This window comes from Pseudomonas sp. KnCO4, from assembly GCF_045344305.1.
In the GTDB taxonomy this organism is placed as follows: domain Bacteria; phylum Pseudomonadota; class Gammaproteobacteria; order Pseudomonadales; family Pseudomonadaceae; genus Aquipseudomonas; species Aquipseudomonas anuradhapurensis.
On record NZ_CP174199.1, the window covers coordinates 5,265,456 to 5,285,298 of the forward strand.

23 protein-coding genes are annotated in these 19,843 nt (G+C 64.4%); 14 read left to right on the forward strand and 9 right to left on the reverse strand.

Annotated elements, in window-relative coordinates:
* The first annotated feature begins 109 nt into the window (after nt 1-109).
* The gene (locus ACJA3S_RS24225; RefSeq protein WP_170033390.1) at nt 110-739 is read left to right on the forward strand and encodes a C40 family peptidase; all 630 of its coding nucleotides are present in this window, start codon (nt 110-112) and stop codon (nt 737-739) included.
* Between the two features lie 127 nt (nt 740-866).
* Here the strand turns inward: ACJA3S_RS24225 and ACJA3S_RS24230 are convergent, their stop codons facing one another.
* A complete protein-coding gene (locus tag ACJA3S_RS24230) occupies nt 867-1,865 on the reverse strand; it encodes a type IV pilus twitching motility protein PilT (RefSeq protein WP_406820257.1) in 999 nt (332 codons plus the stop codon).
* A 65-nt stretch (nt 1,866-1,930) separates the two neighbouring features.
* Here ACJA3S_RS24230 and ACJA3S_RS24235 point away from each other — a divergent pair, with 65 nt between their 5' ends.
* The 9 genes from ACJA3S_RS24235 (at nt 1,931) to ACJA3S_RS24275 (ending at nt 8,503) form a co-directional block, all read left to right on the forward strand.
* On the forward strand, nt 1,931-2,620 hold the full coding sequence (locus tag ACJA3S_RS24235) for a YggS family pyridoxal phosphate-dependent enzyme (RefSeq protein WP_170033394.1): 690 nt from the start codon (nt 1,931-1,933) through the stop codon (nt 2,618-2,620).
* 38 nt (nt 2,621-2,658) lie between these two features.
* Nucleotides 2,659-3,477 (forward strand): pyrroline-5-carboxylate reductase, encoded by an 819-nt coding sequence (gene proC / locus ACJA3S_RS24240; RefSeq protein ID WP_406820258.1) that lies wholly within the window; start codon nt 2,659-2,661, stop codon nt 3,475-3,477.
* A 10-nt stretch (nt 3,478-3,487) separates the two neighbouring features.
* The gene (locus ACJA3S_RS24245; protein WP_406820259.1) at nt 3,488-4,078 is read left to right on the forward strand and encodes a YggT family protein; all 591 of its coding nucleotides are present in this window, start codon (nt 3,488-3,490) and stop codon (nt 4,076-4,078) included.
* A gap of 99 nt (nt 4,079-4,177) precedes the next feature.
* Nucleotides 4,178-5,317 (forward strand): homoserine O-acetyltransferase, encoded by a 1,140-nt coding sequence (locus tag ACJA3S_RS24250; protein WP_406820260.1) that lies wholly within the window; start codon nt 4,178-4,180, stop codon nt 5,315-5,317.
* Nucleotides 5,318-5,324: 7 nt separating this feature from the next.
* Nucleotides 5,325-5,945, forward strand: a complete 621-nt coding sequence (gene metW, locus ACJA3S_RS24255) for a methionine biosynthesis protein MetW (protein WP_186672173.1) — start codon at nt 5,325-5,327, stop codon at nt 5,943-5,945.
* A gap of 22 nt (nt 5,946-5,967) precedes the next feature.
* Entirely contained in the window at nt 5,968-6,402 is a 435-nt protein-coding gene (locus ACJA3S_RS24260; protein ID WP_406820261.1) for a DUF4426 domain-containing protein, read from the forward strand.
* A complete protein-coding gene (gene rdgB, locus ACJA3S_RS24265; protein ID WP_186684229.1) occupies nt 6,399-6,995 on the forward strand; it encodes an RdgB/HAM1 family non-canonical purine NTP pyrophosphatase in 597 nt (198 codons plus the stop codon). The genes ACJA3S_RS24260 and rdgB overlap by 4 nt, the downstream gene beginning before the upstream one ends.
* Nucleotides 6,992-8,167 carry a radical SAM family heme chaperone HemW gene (gene hemW / locus ACJA3S_RS24270; protein WP_406820262.1) on the forward strand — a complete coding sequence of 392 codons (1,176 nt, stop codon included), beginning with the start codon at nt 6,992-6,994 and terminating at the stop codon, nt 8,165-8,167. Before rdgB ends, hemW begins: the two co-directional genes overlap by 4 nt.
* A gap of 9 nt (nt 8,168-8,176) precedes the next feature.
* Nucleotides 8,177-8,503 carry a DUF3392 family protein gene (locus tag ACJA3S_RS24275; RefSeq protein WP_023378203.1) on the forward strand — a complete coding sequence of 109 codons (327 nt, stop codon included), beginning with the start codon at nt 8,177-8,179 and terminating at the stop codon, nt 8,501-8,503.
* 245 nt (nt 8,504-8,748) lie between these two features.
* On the opposite strand, the gene trmB is transcribed toward ACJA3S_RS24275, so the two are convergent.
* The 4 genes from trmB to ACJA3S_RS24295 form a co-directional block, all read right to left on the reverse strand.
* Entirely contained in the window at nt 8,749-9,471 is a 723-nt protein-coding gene (trmB, locus tag ACJA3S_RS24280; protein WP_170033409.1) for a tRNA (guanosine(46)-N7)-methyltransferase TrmB, read from the reverse strand.
* A gap of 9 nt (nt 9,472-9,480) precedes the next feature.
* Complete coding sequence (locus ACJA3S_RS24285) at nt 9,481-10,275, reverse strand: thiazole synthase (RefSeq protein ID WP_043208630.1); 795 nt, start codon at nt 10,273-10,275, stop codon at nt 9,481-9,483.
* A 54-nt stretch (nt 10,276-10,329) separates the two neighbouring features.
* Nucleotides 10,330-10,530 (reverse strand): sulfur carrier protein ThiS, encoded by a 201-nt coding sequence (gene thiS, locus ACJA3S_RS24290; protein ID WP_406820263.1) that lies wholly within the window; start codon nt 10,528-10,530, stop codon nt 10,330-10,332.
* Nucleotides 10,531-10,634: 104 nt separating this feature from the next.
* Nucleotides 10,635-11,006: a DUF423 domain-containing protein gene (locus ACJA3S_RS24295; protein WP_406820264.1), complete on the reverse strand. Its 372-nt coding sequence runs from the start codon at nt 11,004-11,006 to the stop codon at nt 10,635-10,637.
* A 64-nt stretch (nt 11,007-11,070) separates the two neighbouring features.
* Here ACJA3S_RS24295 and mtgA point away from each other — a divergent pair, with 64 nt between their 5' ends.
* The gene (gene mtgA / locus ACJA3S_RS24300; RefSeq protein ID WP_406820265.1) at nt 11,071-11,781 is read left to right on the forward strand and encodes a monofunctional biosynthetic peptidoglycan transglycosylase; all 711 of its coding nucleotides are present in this window, start codon (nt 11,071-11,073) and stop codon (nt 11,779-11,781) included.
* Nucleotides 11,782-11,948: 167 nt separating this feature from the next.
* Here the strand turns inward: mtgA and rpoH are convergent, their stop codons facing one another.
* The 4 genes from rpoH to ftsY all read right to left on the reverse strand — a co-directional run bounded on the left by rpoH (nt 11,949) and on the right by ftsY (nt 16,143).
* A complete protein-coding gene (gene rpoH / locus ACJA3S_RS24305; RefSeq protein WP_170033417.1) occupies nt 11,949-12,803 on the reverse strand; it encodes an RNA polymerase sigma factor RpoH in 855 nt (284 codons plus the stop codon).
* A 111-nt stretch (nt 12,804-12,914) separates the two neighbouring features.
* Nucleotides 12,915-13,940 (reverse strand): permease-like cell division protein FtsX, encoded by a 1,026-nt coding sequence (gene ftsX / locus ACJA3S_RS24310; RefSeq protein WP_406820266.1) that lies wholly within the window; start codon nt 13,938-13,940, stop codon nt 12,915-12,917.
* The gene (gene ftsE, locus ACJA3S_RS24315) at nt 13,937-14,608 is read right to left on the reverse strand and encodes a cell division ATP-binding protein FtsE (protein ID WP_056794328.1); all 672 of its coding nucleotides are present in this window, start codon (nt 14,606-14,608) and stop codon (nt 13,937-13,939) included. The genes ftsX and ftsE overlap by 4 nt, the downstream gene beginning before the upstream one ends.
* Before the next feature lie 2 nt (nt 14,609-14,610).
* Nucleotides 14,611-16,143, reverse strand: a complete 1,533-nt coding sequence (gene ftsY / locus ACJA3S_RS24320; RefSeq protein WP_406820267.1) for a signal recognition particle-docking protein FtsY — start codon at nt 16,141-16,143, stop codon at nt 14,611-14,613.
* A 231-nt stretch (nt 16,144-16,374) separates the two neighbouring features.
* Between ftsY and ACJA3S_RS24325 the strand changes: the two genes are divergently transcribed.
* Genes ACJA3S_RS24325 through rsmD form a run of 3 tightly spaced genes read left to right on the forward strand, consistent with a single transcriptional unit; the run spans nt 16,375 to nt 19,815 of the window.
* Entirely contained in the window at nt 16,375-17,730 is a 1,356-nt protein-coding gene (locus ACJA3S_RS24325; protein ID WP_406820268.1) for a M16 family metallopeptidase, read from the forward strand.
* Nucleotides 17,723-19,213 carry a M16 family metallopeptidase gene (locus tag ACJA3S_RS24330; protein WP_406820269.1) on the forward strand — a complete coding sequence of 497 codons (1,491 nt, stop codon included), beginning with the start codon at nt 17,723-17,725 and terminating at the stop codon, nt 19,211-19,213. The genes ACJA3S_RS24325 and ACJA3S_RS24330 overlap by 8 nt, the downstream gene beginning before the upstream one ends.
* On the forward strand, nt 19,213-19,815 hold the full coding sequence (gene rsmD / locus ACJA3S_RS24335) for a 16S rRNA (guanine(966)-N(2))-methyltransferase RsmD (protein ID WP_186684218.1): 603 nt from the start codon (nt 19,213-19,215) through the stop codon (nt 19,813-19,815). The genes ACJA3S_RS24330 and rsmD overlap by 1 nt, the downstream gene beginning before the upstream one ends.
* Nucleotides 19,816-19,843: the final 28 nt, after the last annotated feature.

The window sequence follows — 19,843 nt, forward strand, 5'->3', positions numbered from 1 at the left end:
GCAGGCCGACGTACGGCACCCGGACAATCGACCAACGGATCAAAGATTGATCAAAAAGCTGTTATAAAGTTGCGCGCCCAACACACAACTATTCATAAGAGCTTCATCTATGCCGCCTTTACTCAAGACATGGCTGACCCTCTGCCTATTATTGCCCCTGGCCGCCCACGCCACCAATCGTGAGCAACGTCTTCCCAATGGTTTCACCGGCTACACCAGCAATGCCTCGGTGAGACACGCACCGGTCAAGCAAACCACGCTGCGCAGCCGCCCGAGCAATGCCGCCAGCAGCCGCAGCAGCGGCCCAACCATTGCCATGTCGCCGAAGCAGAGCAGTGATGTGCTCAGCCGTGCGGTGAATGTGCTCGGCACCCCTTACGTCTGGGGCGGCAGCAGCCCGAAGAAAGGCTTCGACTGCAGCGGGCTGGTCAAGTACGCCTTCAACGATGTCGCCGACGTCGACCTGCCGCGCACCTCCAACGCCATGGCCCAAGGCCACGGGGTCAAGGTGGCCAAGGGCGACCTCAAACCGGGCGACCTGATCTTCTTCAATATCAAGAGCCGTCGGGTCAATCACGTTGCCATCTACCTGGGCAATGACCGCTTCATCCATGCCCCGCGTCGTGGCAAGCGGGTGAGCATCGACACCCTGAGCAAGCCTTACTGGCAGCAGCATTACGTAGTAGCCAAGCGAGTGTTGCCAAAAGAACAGCAGCAACTGAACCTGGCCAAGCGCTGATCTGATCGGCGCTCTCCTGTATTGGCCTCTTCGCGGGCACGCCCGCTCCCACAGGTACCGCGTCGCTCTCGCGGGCAGCGCCATACCTGTGGGAGCGGGCGTGCCCGCGAAGGGGCCGGTACAGCCACTACAAGTCCTCAATCAGCCCTCGCTCCCTCAGTCCTCGCATCGCCCCCTCCATCGTCCGCATCCCGTCCGCACCACCCGCCTGCATCACCGAACACAACTGCGCCATACGCCCTTCCCGAATCAGGTTACGCACCGCTGGCGTAACCACCAGCACCTCACGCGCCGCAACCCGCCCTCCCCCCGCACGCCTGACCAATATTTGCGCCACCACCAGGCGCAACGACTCGGCCAGCATCGCCCGCACCAGCGGCTTCTCTTCGGCCGCAAACACCTCCACCAACCGGTCAACGCTGTTCACCGCCGAACGCGTATGCACGGTCGCCAGCACCAGGTGCCCGGTCTCCGCCGCGCGCAAGGCCAGGCGAATGGTTTCCAGGTCGCGCAGCTCCCCGATCATGATCACATCCGGGTCCTGACGCAGGGCACTGCGCAGCCCTTGGGCAAACCCGCCGCAATGGCGGCCGATCTCTCGCTGGTTGACCAGGCTGCGCTGGCTATTGTGGATAACTTCGACAGGGTCTTCGAGGGTGATGATGTGCAGTGCCCGCTCACGGTTCAGCTGGTCGAGCAGCGCCGCCAGGGTGCTGGACTTGCCGCTGCCGGTCGGCCCACCCACCAGGATCAAGCCATCACTGCACTGCGCAACAGCTTGAAACACCTCCCTCAGCTCGAGTTCATCGAGCGTGGCGATGCGCCCCGGGATCAGGCGGAAGGTGGCCGCAGGGCCATGCAACTGGCGAAACAGGTTCAGCCGAAAGCGCCCCAGTGCCGGCAACTCCAGCGCCAGGTCCAGCTCATCTCCCTGGGTCCACTGTCGGCGCCGGGCTTCATCCAGCATGGGTGTCATGCCCTCGATCAACGCGTCCGGGCTCAAGGTCGGCAGAGCCACGCGCTGCAACTCCCCATCCAGGCGCAGCATCGGTGTCTGGCCCGCCGCCAGGTGCAGGTCGGAAGCCCCCGCATCCACGGCCAGGGCCAACAGGTCGGTCACATCCATGAGACTCCCCAAAGGCCTGCAAGTAGGTAGAATGCCGCAAACCCTAAAGCCGCCGGCATCAGTCCATGTCCACCCTAGCAGACAACCTTTCCGCTATTTCCGCCCGTATCGCCAGCGCTGCCCAGGCTGCCGGGCGTGATCCGGCCAGCGTCCAGTTGCTGGCTGTGAGCAAGACCAAGCCCGCCAGCGCCATCCGTGAAATCCACGCCGCTGGCGTGCGCGATGTGGGGGAAAACTACCTACAGGAAGCGCTGAACAAGCAGCAGGCACTCAGCGACTTGCCCTTGATCTGGCACTTCATCGGCCCCATTCAGTCGAACAAGACCAAAGCCATCGCCGAACATTTCGACTGGGTACATTCCGTGGACCGCCTGAAGATCGCCCAACGCCTGTCGGAACAGCGCCCTGCCGGGCTGGCGCCGCTGAATATCTGCCTGCAGGTGAACGTCAGCGGCGAAGACAGCAAGTCCGGCTGCGCAGCAGCCGACCTGCCGGCCCTGGCCAAGGCAGTAGCCGCGCTGCCCAACTTGCGCCTGCGCGGGCTGATGGCCATTCCCGAACCCACCGCTGACCGCGCCGCCCAGGAGGCTGCCTTCGCTACCCTGCGCAAGCTGCAAGAAGACCTCGGGCTTGGCCTGGATACGCTGTCCATGGGCATGAGCCACGACCTGGAAGCCGCCATTGCCCAGGGCGCGACGTGGGTGCGTATCGGTACTGCCCTGTTTGGTGCCCGCGACTACAGCGGCCACGCCTGATCCCATGCTTTACTCACTCTTTCCAACAAGGACCTGACATGAGCAAGACACGTATTGCCTTTATCGGCGCCGGCAACATGGCCGCCAGCCTGATCGGTGGTCTGCGTGCCCAGGGCCTGGACGCCTCGCAGATCCGCGCCAGCGACCCGGGCGCCGAGACCCGCAGCCGCATCCAGGCCGAACACGGCATCGATACCTTCGAGGACAACGCCCAAGCCATCGACGGCGCCGACGTCATCGTGCTGGCGGTAAAGCCACAGGTCATGAAAGCCGTTTGCCAGGCCCTGCAACCCAACCTGCAGGACGGCCAGCTGATCGTTTCCATCGCCGCCGGCATCACCTGCGCCAGCCTGCAAAGCTGGGTTGGCGCGCGCCCGGTGGTACGCTGCATGCCCAACACCCCTGCCCTGCTGCGCCAAGGCGTGAGCGGCCTGTATGCCACTGCACAGGTGTCCAGCGAACAGCGCCAGCAGGCCGAGCAACTGCTGTCGGCCGTGGGCACCGCCCTGTGGCTGGAGCAGGAGCAGCAACTGGACGCCGTGACCGCTGTTTCCGGCAGCGGCCCGGCGTACTTCTTCCTGCTGATCGAAGCCATGACCGCGGCGGGGGAAAAACTCGGCCTGCCACGCGAAACCGCTTCCCAGCTGACCCTGCAGACGGCCCTGGGCGCTGCGCGCATGGCGGTCGCCAGCGATGTCGATGCCGCCGAGCTGCGCCGCCGTGTCACCTCGCCCGCCGGCACCACCGAAGCGGCGATCAAGTCGTTCCAGGCCAGCGGCTTCGAAGCCATCGTCGAGCAGGCCCTGCAGGCTGCCGCCACGCGCTCTGCGGAGCTGGCCGAACAACTGGGCAAATAAGGAGTTCCAGATGAATGCACTGTCCGGCGCCGCGATCTTCGTGGTGCAAACCCTGGTCAGCCTGTACCTGGTGATCGTCCTGCTGCGCTTCGTGCTGCAGCTGGTGAAGGCCAACTTCTACAACCCGCTCTGCCAGTTCGCGGTACGCGCCACCCAGCCGCTGCTCAAGCCGATTCGCCGGGTCATCCCCAGTGTCGGCGGGCTGGACACCTCGTCGCTGCTACTGTCGGTGGTCATCCAGGCGCTGTTGATGGGCTTCGTGCTGATGGTGACCTACGGTACCTTCGGCGACATCCTGCACCTGCTGATGTGGGCGATCATCGGGATCACCTCGCTGTTCCTGAAGATTTTCTGGGTGGCGATGATCGTCATGGTGATCGTTTCCTGGATCGCCCCCAACAGCCACAACCCGGCCGCCGAGCTGGCCTACCAGATCAGCGAACCGGTGCTGGCACCGTTCCGCCGCATCGTGCCCAACCTGGGCGGCATGGACATCTCGCCGATCTTCGCCTTCCTCGCGATCCAGGTGATCCAGTCGTTCGTGATGCCGCCGCTGGCCGCCTACGCCAGCATGCCACAAGAGCTGTGGCGGATGATCTGAGCCGCCCCCGGCCCTGGTTGCTTCCAGTGGCAAGCCTGTGCTTGCCGCTGGGGGTAGCGCTCTTTAGACTGACGCCTCCGTCAAGCGTGAGCAGGGTCGATGTCCACTGTCTTTCCCGAAGATTCCGTCGGTCTGGTAGTACCGCAAACAGCCCGGTTCGATGAACCGCTGGCCTTGGCCTGTGGCCGCTCGCTGGCCAGTTATGAACTGGTCTACGAGACCTATGGCAGCCTCAACGCCAGCGCGAGCAACGCCGTGCTGATCTGCCATGCCCTGTCCGGCCACCATCATGCCGCTGGCTACCATGCCGCCACCGATCGCAAGCCGGGCTGGTGGGATAGCTGCATCGGCCCGGGCAAGCCGATCGACACCAACCGCTTCTTCGTGGTCAGCCTGAACAACCTGGGCGGCTGCAACGGCAGTACCGGCCCCAGCAGCATCAACCCGGCCACCGGCAAGCCCTATGGCGCGGATTTCCCGGTGCTGACCGTGGAAGACTGGGTGCACAGCCAGATGCGCCTGGCCGAACGCCTGGGCATCCAGCAATGGGCTGCCGTGGTCGGCGGCAGCCTGGGCGGCATGCAGGCGCTGCAGTGGACCATCAGCTACCCCGAGCGCGTGCGCCATTGTGTCGATATCGCCTCGGCGCCCAAGCTGTCGGCACAGAACATCGCCTTCAACGAGGTGGCGCGCCAGGCCATCCTCACCGACCCCGAATTCCACGGTGGTTCGTTCCAGGACCAGGGCGTGATCCCCAAGCGTGGCCTGATGCTGGCGCGCATGGTCGGCCACATCACCTACCTGTCGGACGACTCGATGGGTGAAAAATTCGGCCGTGAGCTGAAGAGCGACAAGCTCAACTACGACTTCCATAGCGTCGAATTCCAGGTCGAAAGCTACTTGCGCTACCAGGGCGAAGAGTTTTCCGGGCGTTTCGACGCCAACACCTACCTGCTGATGACCAAGGCGCTGGACTACTTCGACCCGGCTGCTGCGCATGGCGGCGACCTGGCAGCCACCCTGGCCCACGTCAAGGCGGATTACTGCATCATGTCGTTCACCACCGACTGGCGCTTCTCGCCGGCCCGCTCGCGCGAAATCGTCAACGCCTTGATGGCCGCACGCAAGAACGTCTGCTATCTGGAGATCGATTCGCCCTATGGGCACGATGCCTTCCTGATCCCCACGCCTCGCTACATGCAGGGTTTCGCGAACTACATGAACCGCATTGCCATCTGAGGACAGCATGAGAGCCGATCTGGAAATCATCCACGACTGGATTCCCGCCGGCAGCCGGGTACTCGACCTGGGCTGCGGTAACGGCGAACTGCTGGCCTCACTGCGTGACCGCAAGCAGGTCACCGGCTACGGCCTGGAGATCGACGCTGACAACATCGCCGCCTGCGTGGCCAAGGGCGTCAACGTCATCGAACAGGACCTGGACAAGGGCCTGGGCAACTTCGCCAGCAACAGCTTCGACGTGGTGATCATGACCCAGGCCCTGCAGGCCGTGGAGTACCCCGACCGCATCCTCGACGAGATGCTGCGCGTGGGCCGCCAGTGCATCATCACCTTCCCCAACTTCGGCCACTGGCGTTGCCGCTGGTACCTGGCGACCAAGGGCCGCATGCCAGTGTCGGACTTCATGCCGTACACCTGGTACAACACGCCGAACATCCACTTCTGCACCTTTGCCGACTTCGAGGAACTGGTGCACGAACGCAAGGCCAGGGTGCTTGACCGCCTGGCTGTCGACCACTTGCACCGTAATGGGTGGGGTGGCCGGCTTTGGCCTAATCTTCTAGGTGAGATCGGTATCTACCGCGTCAGCAGCCCGGGCCTGCAAGAGCACCAGCTCGCTGTCTGACGCCCAGCGGAGGAACCACCCCATGCGTCGCCTAGCCCTGTTCCTGATCAGCCTGTGCCTGGCCCTGCCGGCACTGGCTGCCGATGCTGCCCGCCCCGAGCGCAAGGAAGTGTTTGGCGACGTGACGGTGCACTACAGCGCCTTCACCTCGAGCATGCTGACACCAGCGGTGGCTGCAGCCACCGGCCTGGTACGCAGCAAGAACCAGGGCGTGCTCAACATTGCCGTGCTGCGCGCCAACAAACCCGCCATGGCGGTGGTCAGCGGCACGGTCAAGGACCTGACCGGGCGCAGCAGCCCGCTGTCGTTCAAGCAGATCAACGAGCAAGGCGCGGTGTACTACATCGCCCAGTTCAAGATCGACCAGGCAGAGACCGTCACCTTCGACCTCAACATCGAAACCGGCGGCATCAGCAATTCCCTCAGCTTCAACCAGGAAGTGTTCCCAGGCGAATGATGAATTTCCAGCAACTCGTATTGGCCAGCCACAACGCCGGCAAACTCAAGGAACTCCAGGCCATGCTCGGCGCGTCCGTGCAGCTGCGCTCGATCGGCGAGTTCAGCCAGGTGGAGCCGGAAGAAACCGGCCTGTCGTTCGTCGAGAACGCCATCCTCAAGGCACGTAATGCCGCACGCATTTCCGGCTTGCCGGCCCTGGCCGACGATTCCGGCCTGGCAGTGGACTTCCTCGGTGGTGCACCGGGCATCTATTCGGCGCGCTATGCCGATGGCAAGGGTGATGCAGCAAACAACGCCAAGCTGCTCGAGGCCCTGAAAGATGTGCCCGAAGCCGAGCGCGGTGCGCAGTTCGTCTGCGTGCTGGCACTGGTGCGCCATGCCGACGACCCGCTGCCGATCCTGTGCGAAGGCCTGTGGCACGGGCGCATCATGTTCGAGGCCAGCGGCGAGCACGGCTTTGGCTATGACCCGCTGTTCTGGGTACCGGAGCGCGGCTGTTCCAGCGCCGAACTGGCCCCTGCGGACAAGAACCAGCTCAGCCACCGCGCGCGCGCCATGGCCCTGCTGCGTCAACGTCTGGGCCTGGCATGATCGACACGCTGTCCACCCCCGGCGTGGCGGGTTTCACCAGCCTGCCGCCGCTGGCGCTGTACATCCACATCCCGTGGTGCGTACGCAAATGCCCTTACTGCGACTTCAACTCCCACGCCGCCGGGCCTGATCTGCCAGAAGATGCCTATGTCGCAGCCCTGCTGAGCGACCTCGACCAGGAATTGGCCGCGGTGCAAGGCCGGCCGATCAGCTCGATCTTCTTCGGTGGCGGTACGCCCAGCCTGTTCAGCGCCGATGCCCTCGGCCGGCTGCTGCAAGGCGTGGAGCAACGCATTGCGTTTGCGCCAGACATCGAAATCACCCTGGAGGCCAACCCGGGCACGTTCGAGCAGGACAAGTTCAAGGCCTACCGGCAAACCGGCATCAACCGCCTGTCGATCGGTGTGCAGAGCTTCCAGCCAGCCAAGCTGCAGGCGCTGGGGCGCATCCACAATGGCGATGAAGCGGTCCGCGCCGCCGGCATGGCGCGTGCCGCCGGTTTCGACAACTTCAACATGGACCTGATGCACGGCCTGCCCGAGCAGTCGCTGGACGACGCGCTGGGCGACCTGCGCCAGGCGATCGAACTGGGGCCCACGCACCTGTCGTGGTACCAGCTGACGGTAGAGCCGAACACGGTGTTCTGGAACCAGCCACCGGAGCTTCCCGAGGACGACATCCTCTGGGACATCCAGGAGGCCGGCCAAGCGCTGATGGCCGAGCACGGCTTCCGCCAGTACGAAGTCTCCGCCTATGCCCAGGCTGGTCGCGCCGCGCGGCACAACCTCAATTACTGGCGCTTTGGCGACTTCATTGGCATCGGTGCCGGTGCCCACGGCAAACTGACCTTCGCCGACGGGCGCATCCTGCGCACCTGGAAAACCCGCCTGCCCAAGGACTACCTGAACCTGGCCAAGCCGTTCAAGGCCGGCGAGAAGCTGCTGCCGGTCGACGAACTGCCGTTCGAGTTCCTGATGAATGCCCTGCGCCTGACTGAGGGTGTAGAGGCCGAACTGTTCACCCAGCGCACCGGGTTGCCTCTGGAACAGCTGCGCGAAGCGCGGCGCGCCGCCGAACAAAAGGGCCTTTTGCAGGTCGAAGCGGATCGACTGGTGGCCACGCCACGAGGCCAGCTGTTCCTCAATGACCTGCTGCAGTATTTCTTGAGCTAAGGATGACCCATGGATCTGGTACTTGATCTGCTCGCGACGGTTTCCCGCTGGAGCCGCAGCAACCTGTCGGAGATTTCGCTGGCCTTGGTAGGCTGCCTGCTGGTGCTGTTCGGCACCGATATCAAAGGCTGGGTGGAACAGCGCCTGGGCGGTTTGGCCGGCGCCCTGCGCGTGCCATTCATGGCCTTGCTGGTGATGATCGGCAGTGGTGCGGCGTTGATCTATGCCACACCGTGGGTAGTGAAGGGGCTGGGCCAGTTCAACAACTATGCGCTGGCGCCGGTGTTGCTGGTGGTGCTGGTGCTGATTGGGGTGGTGGCTGATCGGCGCGGCTGAGCCAATCCATACCGGCGCAACGCGATGGTGGTTTGCAGGCAGCGGGCGCAAGCCGTTGCTGTTGTGCCGGGGCGGACATCGAGCGCCGCCCGCGCGGCGCATCGCGGATAAATCCGCTCCTACGGTTGTTGCAACGTGACCATGCCTGTGAGGCCATGGTTGTCAGCCGGCCTGTTCAAGCCCGTCGCAAAAAAACCGCCCTTTTCAAGGCGGTTTTTTTCACATGGAAAGGCCATAGTGGCCAATCAATCCACCTTCTCGAACTTCAAGTCCCAAACCCCATGCCCCAGCCGCTCGCCACGGCGTTCGAACTTGGTGATCGGGCGCTCTTCCGGGCGTGGCACATAGGTGCCGTCGGCCGCACGGTTGCGATAGCCCGGGGCAGCGCTCATCACTTCCAGCATGTACTCGGCATACGGCTCCCAGTCGGTAGCCATGTGGAACACGCCACCCGGCTTGAGCTTGCGCCGTACCAGCTCGGCGAACTCCAGCTGGACGATGCGGCGCTTGTGATGGCGCGCCTTGTGCCATGGGTCGGGGAAGAACAGCATCAGCCGGTCGAGGCTGTTGTCCGCCACGCAGCGGTTCAGCACTTCGATAGCATCGCAGTCATACACCCGCAGGTTCTTCAGCCCCTGGGTCAGCACGCCGTTGAGCAGCGCGCCCACACCCGGGCGGTGCACTTCCACACCGATGAAATCCTGCTCCGGCGCGGCAGCCGCCATTTCCAGCAGGGAATGGCCCATGCCGAAGCCGATCTCCAGGGTGCGCGGGGCCGAACGGCCGAACACCTGGTCGTAGTCCACCGGGCTGTCGGCCAGCGGCAGGATGTACAGCGGGCCGCCCTGCTCCAGGCCACGTTGCTGGCCTTCGGTCATGCGCCCGGCGCGCATCACGAAGCTCTTGATGCGGCGGTGCGGGCGGGCTTCGCCGTCAGGGGTGCTCGGCGTATCGTGCGATTCAGTCATCAGGGGCTCTTACTTGATCAGACCTTCCAGCGGCGAGGAGGCGCTGGCATAGAGTTTCTTCGGCATACGGCCGGCGAGGTAGGCCATGCGGCCAGCGACGATGGCGTGCTTCATGGCCTCGGCCATCAGTACCGGTTGCTGGGCGTGGGCAATGGCCGAGTTCATCAGCACCGCTTCGCAACCCATTTCCATGGCAATGGTGGCGTCGGAAGCAGTGCCCACGCCGGCATCGACCAGCACCGGTACCTTGGATTCTTCCAGGATGATCTGCAGGTTGTAGGGGTTGCAGATACCCAGGCCGGTACCGATCAGGCCAGCCAGGGGCATGACCGCGATGCAGCCGGCTTCGGCCAGCTGGCGGGCGATGATCGGGTCGTCGCTGGTGTACACCATCACGTCGAACCCGTCCTTGACCAGCACTTCGGCGGCCTTGAGGGTTTCGATCACGTTGGGGAACAGGGTTTTCTGGTCGGCCAGTACTTCCAGCTTGACCAGGTTGTGGCCATCCAGCAGTTCGCGGGCCAGGCGGCAGGTGCGCACGGCCTCGACCGCGTCGTAGCAGCCTGCGGTGTTCGGCAGGATGGTGTAGCGGTCCGGTGGCAACACGTCGAGCAGGTTCGGCTCGCCCGGGTTCTGGCCGATGTTGGTCCGGCGCACGGCAACGGTGACGATCTCGGCACCCGAGGCCTCGATGGCCAGACGGGTTTCTTCCATGTCACGGTACTTGCCGGTACCGACCAGCAGGCGCGACTGGAAAGTACGCCCGGCCAGGGTGAAGGGCTTGTCGCTGCGAACATTGCTCATGGTTGTTCCTCGGGAAAAGGTTGCAGGGCTTGCAGGTGAACCGCCGGGCCGCGGTCAGCCGCCACCAATGGCGTGGACCACTTCGACCTGGTCGCCTTCATTCAGCAGCGTAGTGTCGTGCTGGCTACGCGGCACGATATCCAGGTTCAGCTCCACCGCGACGCGGCGCCCGGTCAGTTCCAGGCGGGCCAGCAGGGCCGCGACGGATTCGCCAGCGGGCAGTTCGTAAGGTTCACCGTTCAGTTGAATGCGCATGCGCACGGCCACCATTGTGCTTTGGGGGGCCCGCATTCTAGCGCCGAACCACCCTGCAACCCAAGGGCGGCGCGCGCCATTAGTCGCGATTGTGGACCACTCGGTCAGCCCAGCCGCCACGCCGCCAGGCCCAGGCACAACCAGCCGGCGAGGAAGCACAGCCCGCCAAGCGGGGTGATGATACCGAGCTTGCCCAGGCCGCTGAGGGTGAGCAGGTACAGGCTACCGGAGAACAGCACGATGCCCAGGGCAAACAGCGCGCCCGCCCAGCCGACCAGGCGCCCAGGCAGGTGGGCCGAGAGCACCGCGACAGCGAGGATCGCCAGGGCGTGCACCAGCTGGTAGGTCACACCGGTCTGGAAGATTGCCAGGTATTCGGCTGTCAGCCGGCTTTTCAGGCCGTGAGCCGCAAAAGCGCCCAAGGCGACACCGGTAAAGCCGAAAAAGGCGGCAAGCATCAGGAAGCTGCGAAGCATGGGACGACTCCTTGGATCGGGTCTGTATAATGGCCCCTTCCACCCGTACGGCCAAGCCATCGCCATGCTGCCAACCCTTCTTCGCCGCCTCTCCCGTGCCCTGCTCTGGTTCGCTGCCGGCAGCATCGTGCTGGTGCTGGCGTTCCGCTGGGTGCCACCACCCGGCACAGCGCTGATGGTCGAGCGCAAAGTGCAGTCCTGGGTGAATGGCGAGCCGATCGACCTGCAGCGGGACTGGGAGCCTTGGGAGAACATCTCCGACGAGCTCAAGGTCGCGGTCATCGCTGGCGAGGACCAGAAGTTCGCCAACCACTGGGGCTTCGACATTCCGGCCATCCAGGCGGCGCTGGCCTACAACGAGCGTGGCGGCGGCATTCGTGGTGCCAGCACCCTGACCCAGCAAGTGGCCAAGAACCTGTTCCTGTGGTCCGGGCGCAGCTGGTTGCGCAAAGGGCTGGAGGCCTGGTTCACCGCGCTGATCGAGCTGTTCTGGTCGAAAGAACGCATTCTCGAGGTCTACCTGAACAGCGCCGAATGGGGCAAGGGCGTGTTCGGCGCCCAGGCGGCGGCGCGTTACCACTTTGGCATTGATGCCAGCCGCCTCAGCCGCCAGCAGGCGGCGCAGCTGGCGGCAGTGCTGCCAAGCCCGATCAAGTGGAGCGCCAGCCGGCCCAGTGCCTATGTGGCCAGCCGGGCCGGATGGATTCGGCGGCAGATGAGCCAGTTGGGTGGGCCCAGCTACCTGATGCAGCTCGACACTTCGCGCAAGCCTTGAGGGCCTCTTCGCGGGCACGCCCGCTCCCACATGGCCAGCATTACCCCTGAGGCCTGTGCAGTACCTGTGGGAGCGGGCGCGCCCGCGAAGAGGCCCTCAAGGCTTGCGCAAAAAAAAGCCGCTCACCCTATCTGGGCCAGCGGCCTTTCCTTGCAGTCAGGGCTCGATCAGGCAGCGATCAATGCCTTGACCTTGTTCATCGCATTCTTCTCCAGCTGGCGAATCCGCTCAGCCGAAACGCTGTACTTGTCCGCCAGCTCATGCAGCGTGGCCTTCTCTTCCGCCAGCCAGCGCTGGTACAGAATGTCGCGGCTACGCTCGTCCAACCCTTGCAGCGCTTCGTGCAGGTTGCTGGTGGAGTTGTCGCTCCAGTCGGCATCCTCCAGCTGCATCGCCGGGTCGTAACGGTGGTCTTCCAGGTAGTGCGCAGGCGACTGGAAGGCGCTGTCGTCGTCAGCTTCCGCTGCCGGGTCGAAGGCCATGTCCTGGCCGCTCAGGCGGCTTTCCATCTCGCGCACTTCACGCGGCTCGACACCCAGGCTCTCCGCCACGCGGTGCACTTCGTCGTTGCTCAGCCAGGCCAGACGCTTCTTCTGGCTGCGCAGGTTGAAGAACAGCTTGCGCTGGGCCTTGGTGGTGGCCACCTTGACGATGCGCCAGTTGCGCAGGATGAACTCGTGGATCTCCGCCTTGATCCAGTGCACGGCGAACGACACCAGGCGCACACCCATTTCCGGGTTGAAGCGCTTGACGGCTTTCATCAGGCCGACGTTGCCTTCCTGGATCAGGTCGGCCTGGGCCAGCCCGTAGCCGGCGTAGCTACGGGCGATATGTACGACGAAACGCAGGTGGGCCATCACCATCTGGCGAGCGGCCTCGACATCCTGCTCATAATAGAGACGCTCGCCCAGATCACGCTCCTGCTCGACCGTCAGCAGCGGAATGCTGTTGACCGTGTGCACGTAGGCTTCCAGGTTTGCACCGGGTACCAGGGCATAGGCAGGTTGCAACGATGTGGTCATTCAAGAACCTCCGACTTACCAAACTCGCACCTTGTGGGCGCTGCCAACATTGACCTGGAACGACGGTACAAGTTCCATAGTGAAGAATTTGTCAATGCTGGCATACAAAAACTATCGCGGCGCCAGCTCGTTCAGGTGGCGGGCGACTGCAATCCATGCACCGATATACCCCAACAGCACCGCTCCGATCAAGAGCGACAGACCATCGGACGCCGGTACCCCGCCTAGGGCGAAGTCACTGCCATACAGGCCGGAAAGCCCTACTACCGCCTCGTTCAGCCAGTTCAGGCCAAACGCCAGGATACCCCATGCCAACAGGCCTGCGCCCAGGCCATACAAGGCCCCCATGTACAAGAAAGGCCGGCGCACGTAGGCGTCGGTGCCCCCGACCAGCTTGATCACTTCGATCTCGGTGCGGCGGTTTTCAATATGTAGCCGAATTGTGTTACCGATTACTAACAGCAAGGCAGCAACCAGCATCACAGCCAGGCCAAAGACGAAACGGTCACCCAACTTGAGGATCGCCGCCAGGCGCTCGACCCACAACAGGTCGAGCTGCGCCACCTCTACCCGTGGCAGCTCGGACAAGCGCTGACGCAAGGCTTCCAGCGCCGGTTTGTCGACCTCGGTGGGGGTCACCACGACCACGCCAGGCAGCGGGTTGTCGGGCAACTCACGCAGGGCTTCGCCCAGGCCGGACTGCTGCTGGAATTCCTCCAGCGCCTGTTCGCGGCTGACATACAGCGCGTCAGCTACGCCTGGCATGCCCTTGATCTCGTCGCGCAGCGCCTCGCCTTCGCGGCTGCCGGCATCGAGCTTGAGGTACAGCGAAATCTGCGCGGCGCGCTGCCACGAGCCTCCAAGCTTTTCGACGTTCTTCAGCAGCAGCGACAGCCCCATGGGCATGCTCAGCGCCACCGCCATCACCAGGCAGGTGAAGAAGCTGCCGATCGGCTGCTTGCCCAGGCGGCGCAGGCTGTCGGCCAGGCTGGCACGGTGGCTTTCCAGCCAGGCATGCAGCAGCGTGCGGAAATCCGGGCCGTCATCGTCATCTCCGTGTTTTTTCTTTACCGGCTGCGGGTCGGCCGGTTTCGGCGCAACCCGCTCGGAAACTTTCGGTGTGCGTGTAGTGGTCATTGCCCGGCCTCCCCATCGCCGATCAAGCGGCCGCGCTGCAAGGTCAGCATGCGGTGGCGCATGCGCGCAATCAGTGCCAGGTCGTGGCTGGCGATCAATACCGTGGTGCCCAGGCGGTTGATGTCCTCGAACACGCCCATGATCTCCGCAGCCAGGCGCGGGTCGAGGTTACCGGTGGGTTCGTCGGCCAGCAGCAGGGCCGGTTGATGCACGATGGCGCGGGCGATACCCACCCGCTGTTGCTGGCCGGTGGACAGGTCGGCCGGGAACAGCTCACCTTTGTCGGCCAGCGACACGCGCTCCAGGGCCGAATCCACGCGTTTGGCGACCTCGGCCTTGGACAAGCCGAGAATCTGCAGCGGCAAGGCGATGTTGTTGAACACCGTGCGGTCGAACAACAGCTGATGGTTCTGGAATACCACGCCGATCTGCCGACGCAGGAACGGGATCTGTGCGTTGCTGATCTGCCCCAGGTCTTGCCCGGCCAGCATCAGCTTGCCGCTGGTCGGGCGTTCCATGGCCAGCAGCAGACGCAGCAAGGTACTTTTGCCAGCCCCCGAATGGCCGGTGACGAACAGGAATTCGCCCCGGCGCGCCCGGAAACTCAGCTCATGCAAGCCCACATGACCATTGGGATAACGCTTGGCAACCTGTTCGAATCTGATCATGGTCAGTCTCGCTCGGCGAACAGAGCCTTGACGAACGGCTCGGCTTCGAAGGTGCGCAGGTCGTCGATGCCTTCACCGACACCGATGAAACGGATCGGCAGCTTGAACTGCTTGGCCAGGGCGAAGATCACCCCGCCTTTGGCGGTGCCGTCCAGCTTGGTCAGGGCCAGGCCGGTCAGTTCGACGCTCTGGTTGAAGTACTTGGCCTGGCTGATGGCGTTCTGGCCAGTGCCGGCATCCAGCACCAGCAGCACTTCGTGCGGCGCTTCGGCGTCGAGCTTGCCGATAACCCGACGGACCTTCTTCAGTTCTTCCATCAGGTTGTCTTTGGTATGCAGGCGGCCGGCAGTGTCAGCGATCAGCACATCGACGCCACGGGCCTTGGCGGCCTGCACGGCGTCGAAGATCACCGAGGCAGAGTCGGCCCCGGTGTGCTGGGCGATCACCGGGATCTGGTTGCGCTCGCCCCACACCTGCAACTGCTCGACCGCCGCGGCACGGAAGGTGTCACCGGCGGCCAGCATCACTTTCTTGCCTTCGAGCTGCAGTTTCTTCGCCAGTTTGCCGATCGTGGTGGTCTTGCCGGCACCGTTCACGCCAACCACCAGAATCACGTAGGGCTTGTTCTGCGCCTGGACCACCAGCGGCTGTTCGACCGGGCGCAACAGCGCAGCAAGTTCTTCCTGCAGCGACTTGTACAGGGCATCGGCATCGGCCAGCTGCTTGCGGGCGACCTTCTGGGTCAGGTTCTGGACGATGGTCGAGGTCGCTTCCACGCCGACGTCGGCAGTCAGCAGGCGGGTTTCGATTTCGTCGAGCAGGTCGTCATCGATGACCTTCTTGCCCAGGAACAGGCTGGCCATGCCCTCGCCGATGCTGGCGCTGGTCTTCGACAGGCCCTGCTTGAGGCGTGCGAAGAAGCCGGGCTTGGCCTGCTCGGTCGGTGCAGGTGCAGGTGCAGATTCGACCGGCGCTGCGGCCGCAGCCACAGGAGCGACGGGTTCTGGCGCAGGACGTTCCGGAATGGCAGGCGGGGCCTTCGGCTCCAGGTCCGGTACCAACGCCACAGGTTCTTCGGCAACCGGCAGTATCAGGTTGCTGACCGGCGCAGCAGGTTCCACGGCCGCAGCAGGCTCGACCGGAGCCGCCTGCAAGGGTACCGACGCAACCGGCTGCGGCGTAGGTGCCACCAGTGGCTGGGAAGCGACCGGCTCAGGCTCGGGGGCCTGCAATGGCTGCGAAGCGACCGGTTCGGGTGCCGGCGCCTGGGCTACCGGGGGTTGGGCTGCTTCGGCGACCTGCTGTGGCTCGACCGGCGCTGGGGCCGTAGCGGCCTGAGCGGGCTCTGTGGCCTGCGGCGCTTCGCCGGCAGGGGCCTCTACCGGAGCGGCGGCAGGCTGCTCGACGGCGTGGGTTTCATTCGCGGGCGAGCCCGCCCCCACGGGTTGCTGCGGCTTCTTGCGAAACCAGCTGAACAGGCCTTTCTTCTCACCAGCCTCGGCCGGTGCTTTTTTGTCGTCGTTGGAACCAAACATGGAAGACGGCTATCTCAGGGTAGCGATGGGCCAGCTACGGCGCATCGGGAATTCTCTCTACGCAGAACAGACTATCTTGAAGCCGGCTGGTTCATGCGCAACGTTTTGTCTTGATGTCCTGTGGGCCAGAACGGCGACAGGCATGGTCGCCAGGCAACCGGATCAGTATCCTAGCACCTCCTGGCCCGCCGACGCTAAACCCAGCGGGCCGCCGAACAGGTTAAACACCGTATGAATGCTCTAGCCCGCCGTGCCGCAGGCCTGTTGCTCGGCACGCTCTGCCTGCCGCTCGCAGCCTTTGCCGCCGATGTGCAACCCACCCACGAGTTCATCCTCGACAACGGCCTGAAAGTGGTCGTGCGCGAAGACCATCGCGCCCCGGTGGCCGTCTCGCAGATCTGGTACAAGGTTGGCTCCAGCTACGAAACCCCGGGCCAGACCGGCTTGTCCCACGCGCTGGAACACATGATGTTCAAAGGCAGCGCCAAGGTGGGTCCTGGCGAGGCATCGCGCATCCTGCGGGACATCGGTGCCGAGGAAAACGCCTTCACCAGCGATGACTACACCGCCTATTACCAGGTGCTGGCCCGCGACCGCCTGCCGGTGGCCCTGGAGCTGGAGGCCGACCGCCTGGCCAGCCTGCGCCTGCCTGCCGACGAGTTCAGCCGCGAAATCGAGGTAATCAAGGAAGAACGCCGCCTGCGCACCGACGACCAGCCCAACGCCAAGGCCTTCGAGCTGTTCCGCGCCATGGCCTACCCGGCCAGCGGCTATCACACGCCGACCATCGGCTGGATGGCCGACCTCGAGCGCATGAAGGTCGAGGAACTGCGCCACTGGTATGAATCCTGGTACGCCCCCAACAATGCCACCCTGGTCGTCGTGGGCGACGTCACCGTCGACGAGGTCAAGGGCCTGGCGCAGAAGTACTTTGGCAGCATCCCCAGGCGTGCCGTGCCGCCGGCCAAGTTGCCCCTGGAACTGGCCGAACCCGGCCAGCGCCAGCTGACCCTGCACGTACGCACGCAACTGCCCAGCCTGATCTACGGTTTCAACGTCCCCGGCCTGGCCACGGCCAAGGACCCGCGCACGGTGCATGCCCTGCGCCTGATCTCGGCGCTGCTCGACGGCGGCTACAGCGCGCGCATGCCGGCGCGCCTGGAACGTGGCCAGGAACTGGTGGCCGGCGCGTCGTCCAGCTACAACGCCTTCACCCGCGGCGACAGCCTATTCCTGGTCTCGGCCACACCGAACGTGCAGAAGCACAAGTCCCTGGCAGACGTGGAAAAGGGCATCTGGCAGCTGCTGGATGAGCTCAAGACCACCCCACCGAGCACCGAGGAACTCGAGCGCGTGCGTGCCCAGGTCATCGCCGGCCTGGTCTACGACCGTGATTCCATCAGCAGCCAGGCCACCACCATCGGCCAGCTGGAAACCGTCGGTCTGTCCTGGAAGCTGATCGACAGCGAACTGGACGAACTCGAGCGCGTTACTCCGCAAGACATCCAGAACGCAGCGCGCACCTACTTCACCCGCGAACGCCTGAGCGTTGCCCATGTACTGCCCGAGGAGTCCGCTCATGAGTGACCGCCACGCCCCGCGCCCAACCCTGCTGACCATCGGCATCCGTGCCCTGGCGCTGGCGGCCGTGCTGGCCGGCCCGGCCATGGCCGACGACCTCGCCAAGGCCGAAAGCAACGCCGCACGCCCGGCCAACACCCTGCAGTCGCTGGCCGAGCTGGATGGCAAGGCGCCCAGCCGGCGCCAGCTCAACATCCAGCACTGGAATACCGCCGAAGGCGCGCGGGTGCTGTTCGTCGAAGCCCGCGAGCTGCCGATGTTCGACCTGCGTGTCACTTTCGCCGCCGGCAGCAGTCAGGATGGCGGCGTGCCAGGCCTGGCCGCCCTGACCAACGCCATGCTCAACGAAGGCGTGGCCGGCAAGGACGTGACCGCGATTGCCGAAGGCTTCGAAAGCCTGGGCGCAGACTTTGGCAACGGCTCCTACCGCGACATGGCGGTGGCCTCGCTGCGCAGCCTCAGCGCCAAGGACAAGCGTGAACCAGCCTTGAAGCTGTTTACCGAGGTGGCCGGCAAACCGACCTTCCCGGAAGATGCGCTCAAGCGCATCAAGAACCAGATGCTGGCCGGCTTCGAATACGATAAGCAGAACCCCGGCAAAATCGCTGGCAAGGCGCTGTTCGCCAACCTTTACGGCGAGCATCCCTATGCCCACCCAAGCGACGGCACTGCCGAAGGCATCAAAGGGATAAGCCTGGCACAACTGCGTGCCTTCCATGCCAAGGCCTACACCGGCGGCAATGCGGTCATCGCCCTGGTCGGCGACCTCAGCCGCGCCGAAGCCGAAAGCATCGCTGCCCAAGTGTCTGCAGGCCTGCCCAAGGGCCCGGCGCTGCCAGCACCGCCCCAACCCACTGAAACGCATGCAACCCTGAACCACATTGACTTCCCGACTGCGCAAACCCACCTGATGCTGGCGACACTCGGTATCGACCGCCAGGACCCGGACTGGCCAGCGCTGTCGCTGGGCAACCAGATCCTCGGTGGTGGGGCCTTCGGTACCCGGCTGATGAGCGAGGTGCGTGAAAAGCGTGGCCTGACCTACGGGGTATACTCGGCGTTCAGCCCGATGCAGGTCCGCGGCCCGTTCATGATCAACCTGCAAACCCGTGCCGAGCTCAGCGAAGGTACGCTCAAGCTGGTGCAAGGCATTCTCACCGACTACCTCAAGACCGGCCCCACCCAGCAGGAGCTGGACGACGCCAAGCGCGAGCTGGCCGGCAGCTTCCCGCTGTCCAATGCCAGCAATGCCAGCATCGTTGGCCAGCTGGGTGCCATTGGTTTCTACAACCTGCCGCTGACCTGGCTGGAGGACTTCATGCAGCAGTCCCAGGCGCTCACCGTCGAACAGGTCAGGGCAGCCATGAACAAACACCTGTCAGCGGATAAACTGGTGATGGTCACCGTTGGCCCGAAAGTGCCACAAAAGCCGCTGCCAGCACCTACTGACAAACCCTCCGAGCAAGCGCTCGGGGTACCGGAGCACTAATGCCGAGATCCACCCCTCCCGCCCGCCCGCAACCGGGCCAGAGCAAGGGCCAGGGCCACCTGCGCATCATCGCTGGCGAGTGGCGCAGCCGCCGCCTGGCGGTGCCGGACGGCGAAGGCCTGCGGCCAACACCCGACCGTGTGCGCGAAACCCTGTTCAACTGGCTGGCGCCCTATATTGAAGGCGCCCGGGTACTCGACGCCTTCACCGGCAGCGGCGCCCTGGTGCTCGAAGCCTTGTCCCGCGGCGCCGAGGACGCCGTGGCGCTGGACAGCAACCCGGCCGCCATCGCCAACCTGAAGAACAACCTCGAAATCCTCCGCTGCCCACGCGGGCAGATCCTGCAGACCGATGCCCTGCGCTACCTGCAGAACCCGGCCAAGCAGCAGTTCGACGTGGTGTTCCTCGATCCGCCGTTCCATCAGGACCTGCTGGCCAATACCTGCAACCTGCTGGAGCAGAACCAGTGGCTGCATCAACAGGCCTGGGTCTATACCGAAAGCGAAACCGCGCCGTCGACCTTGCAGCTTCCCGGTAACTGGCGCCTGCACCGCGAGAAGAAAACCGGCCAGGTGTACTACGCACTCTGGCAGCGGGGCTGACCGGCTAACCGCAGGCTGCCGTATTTAG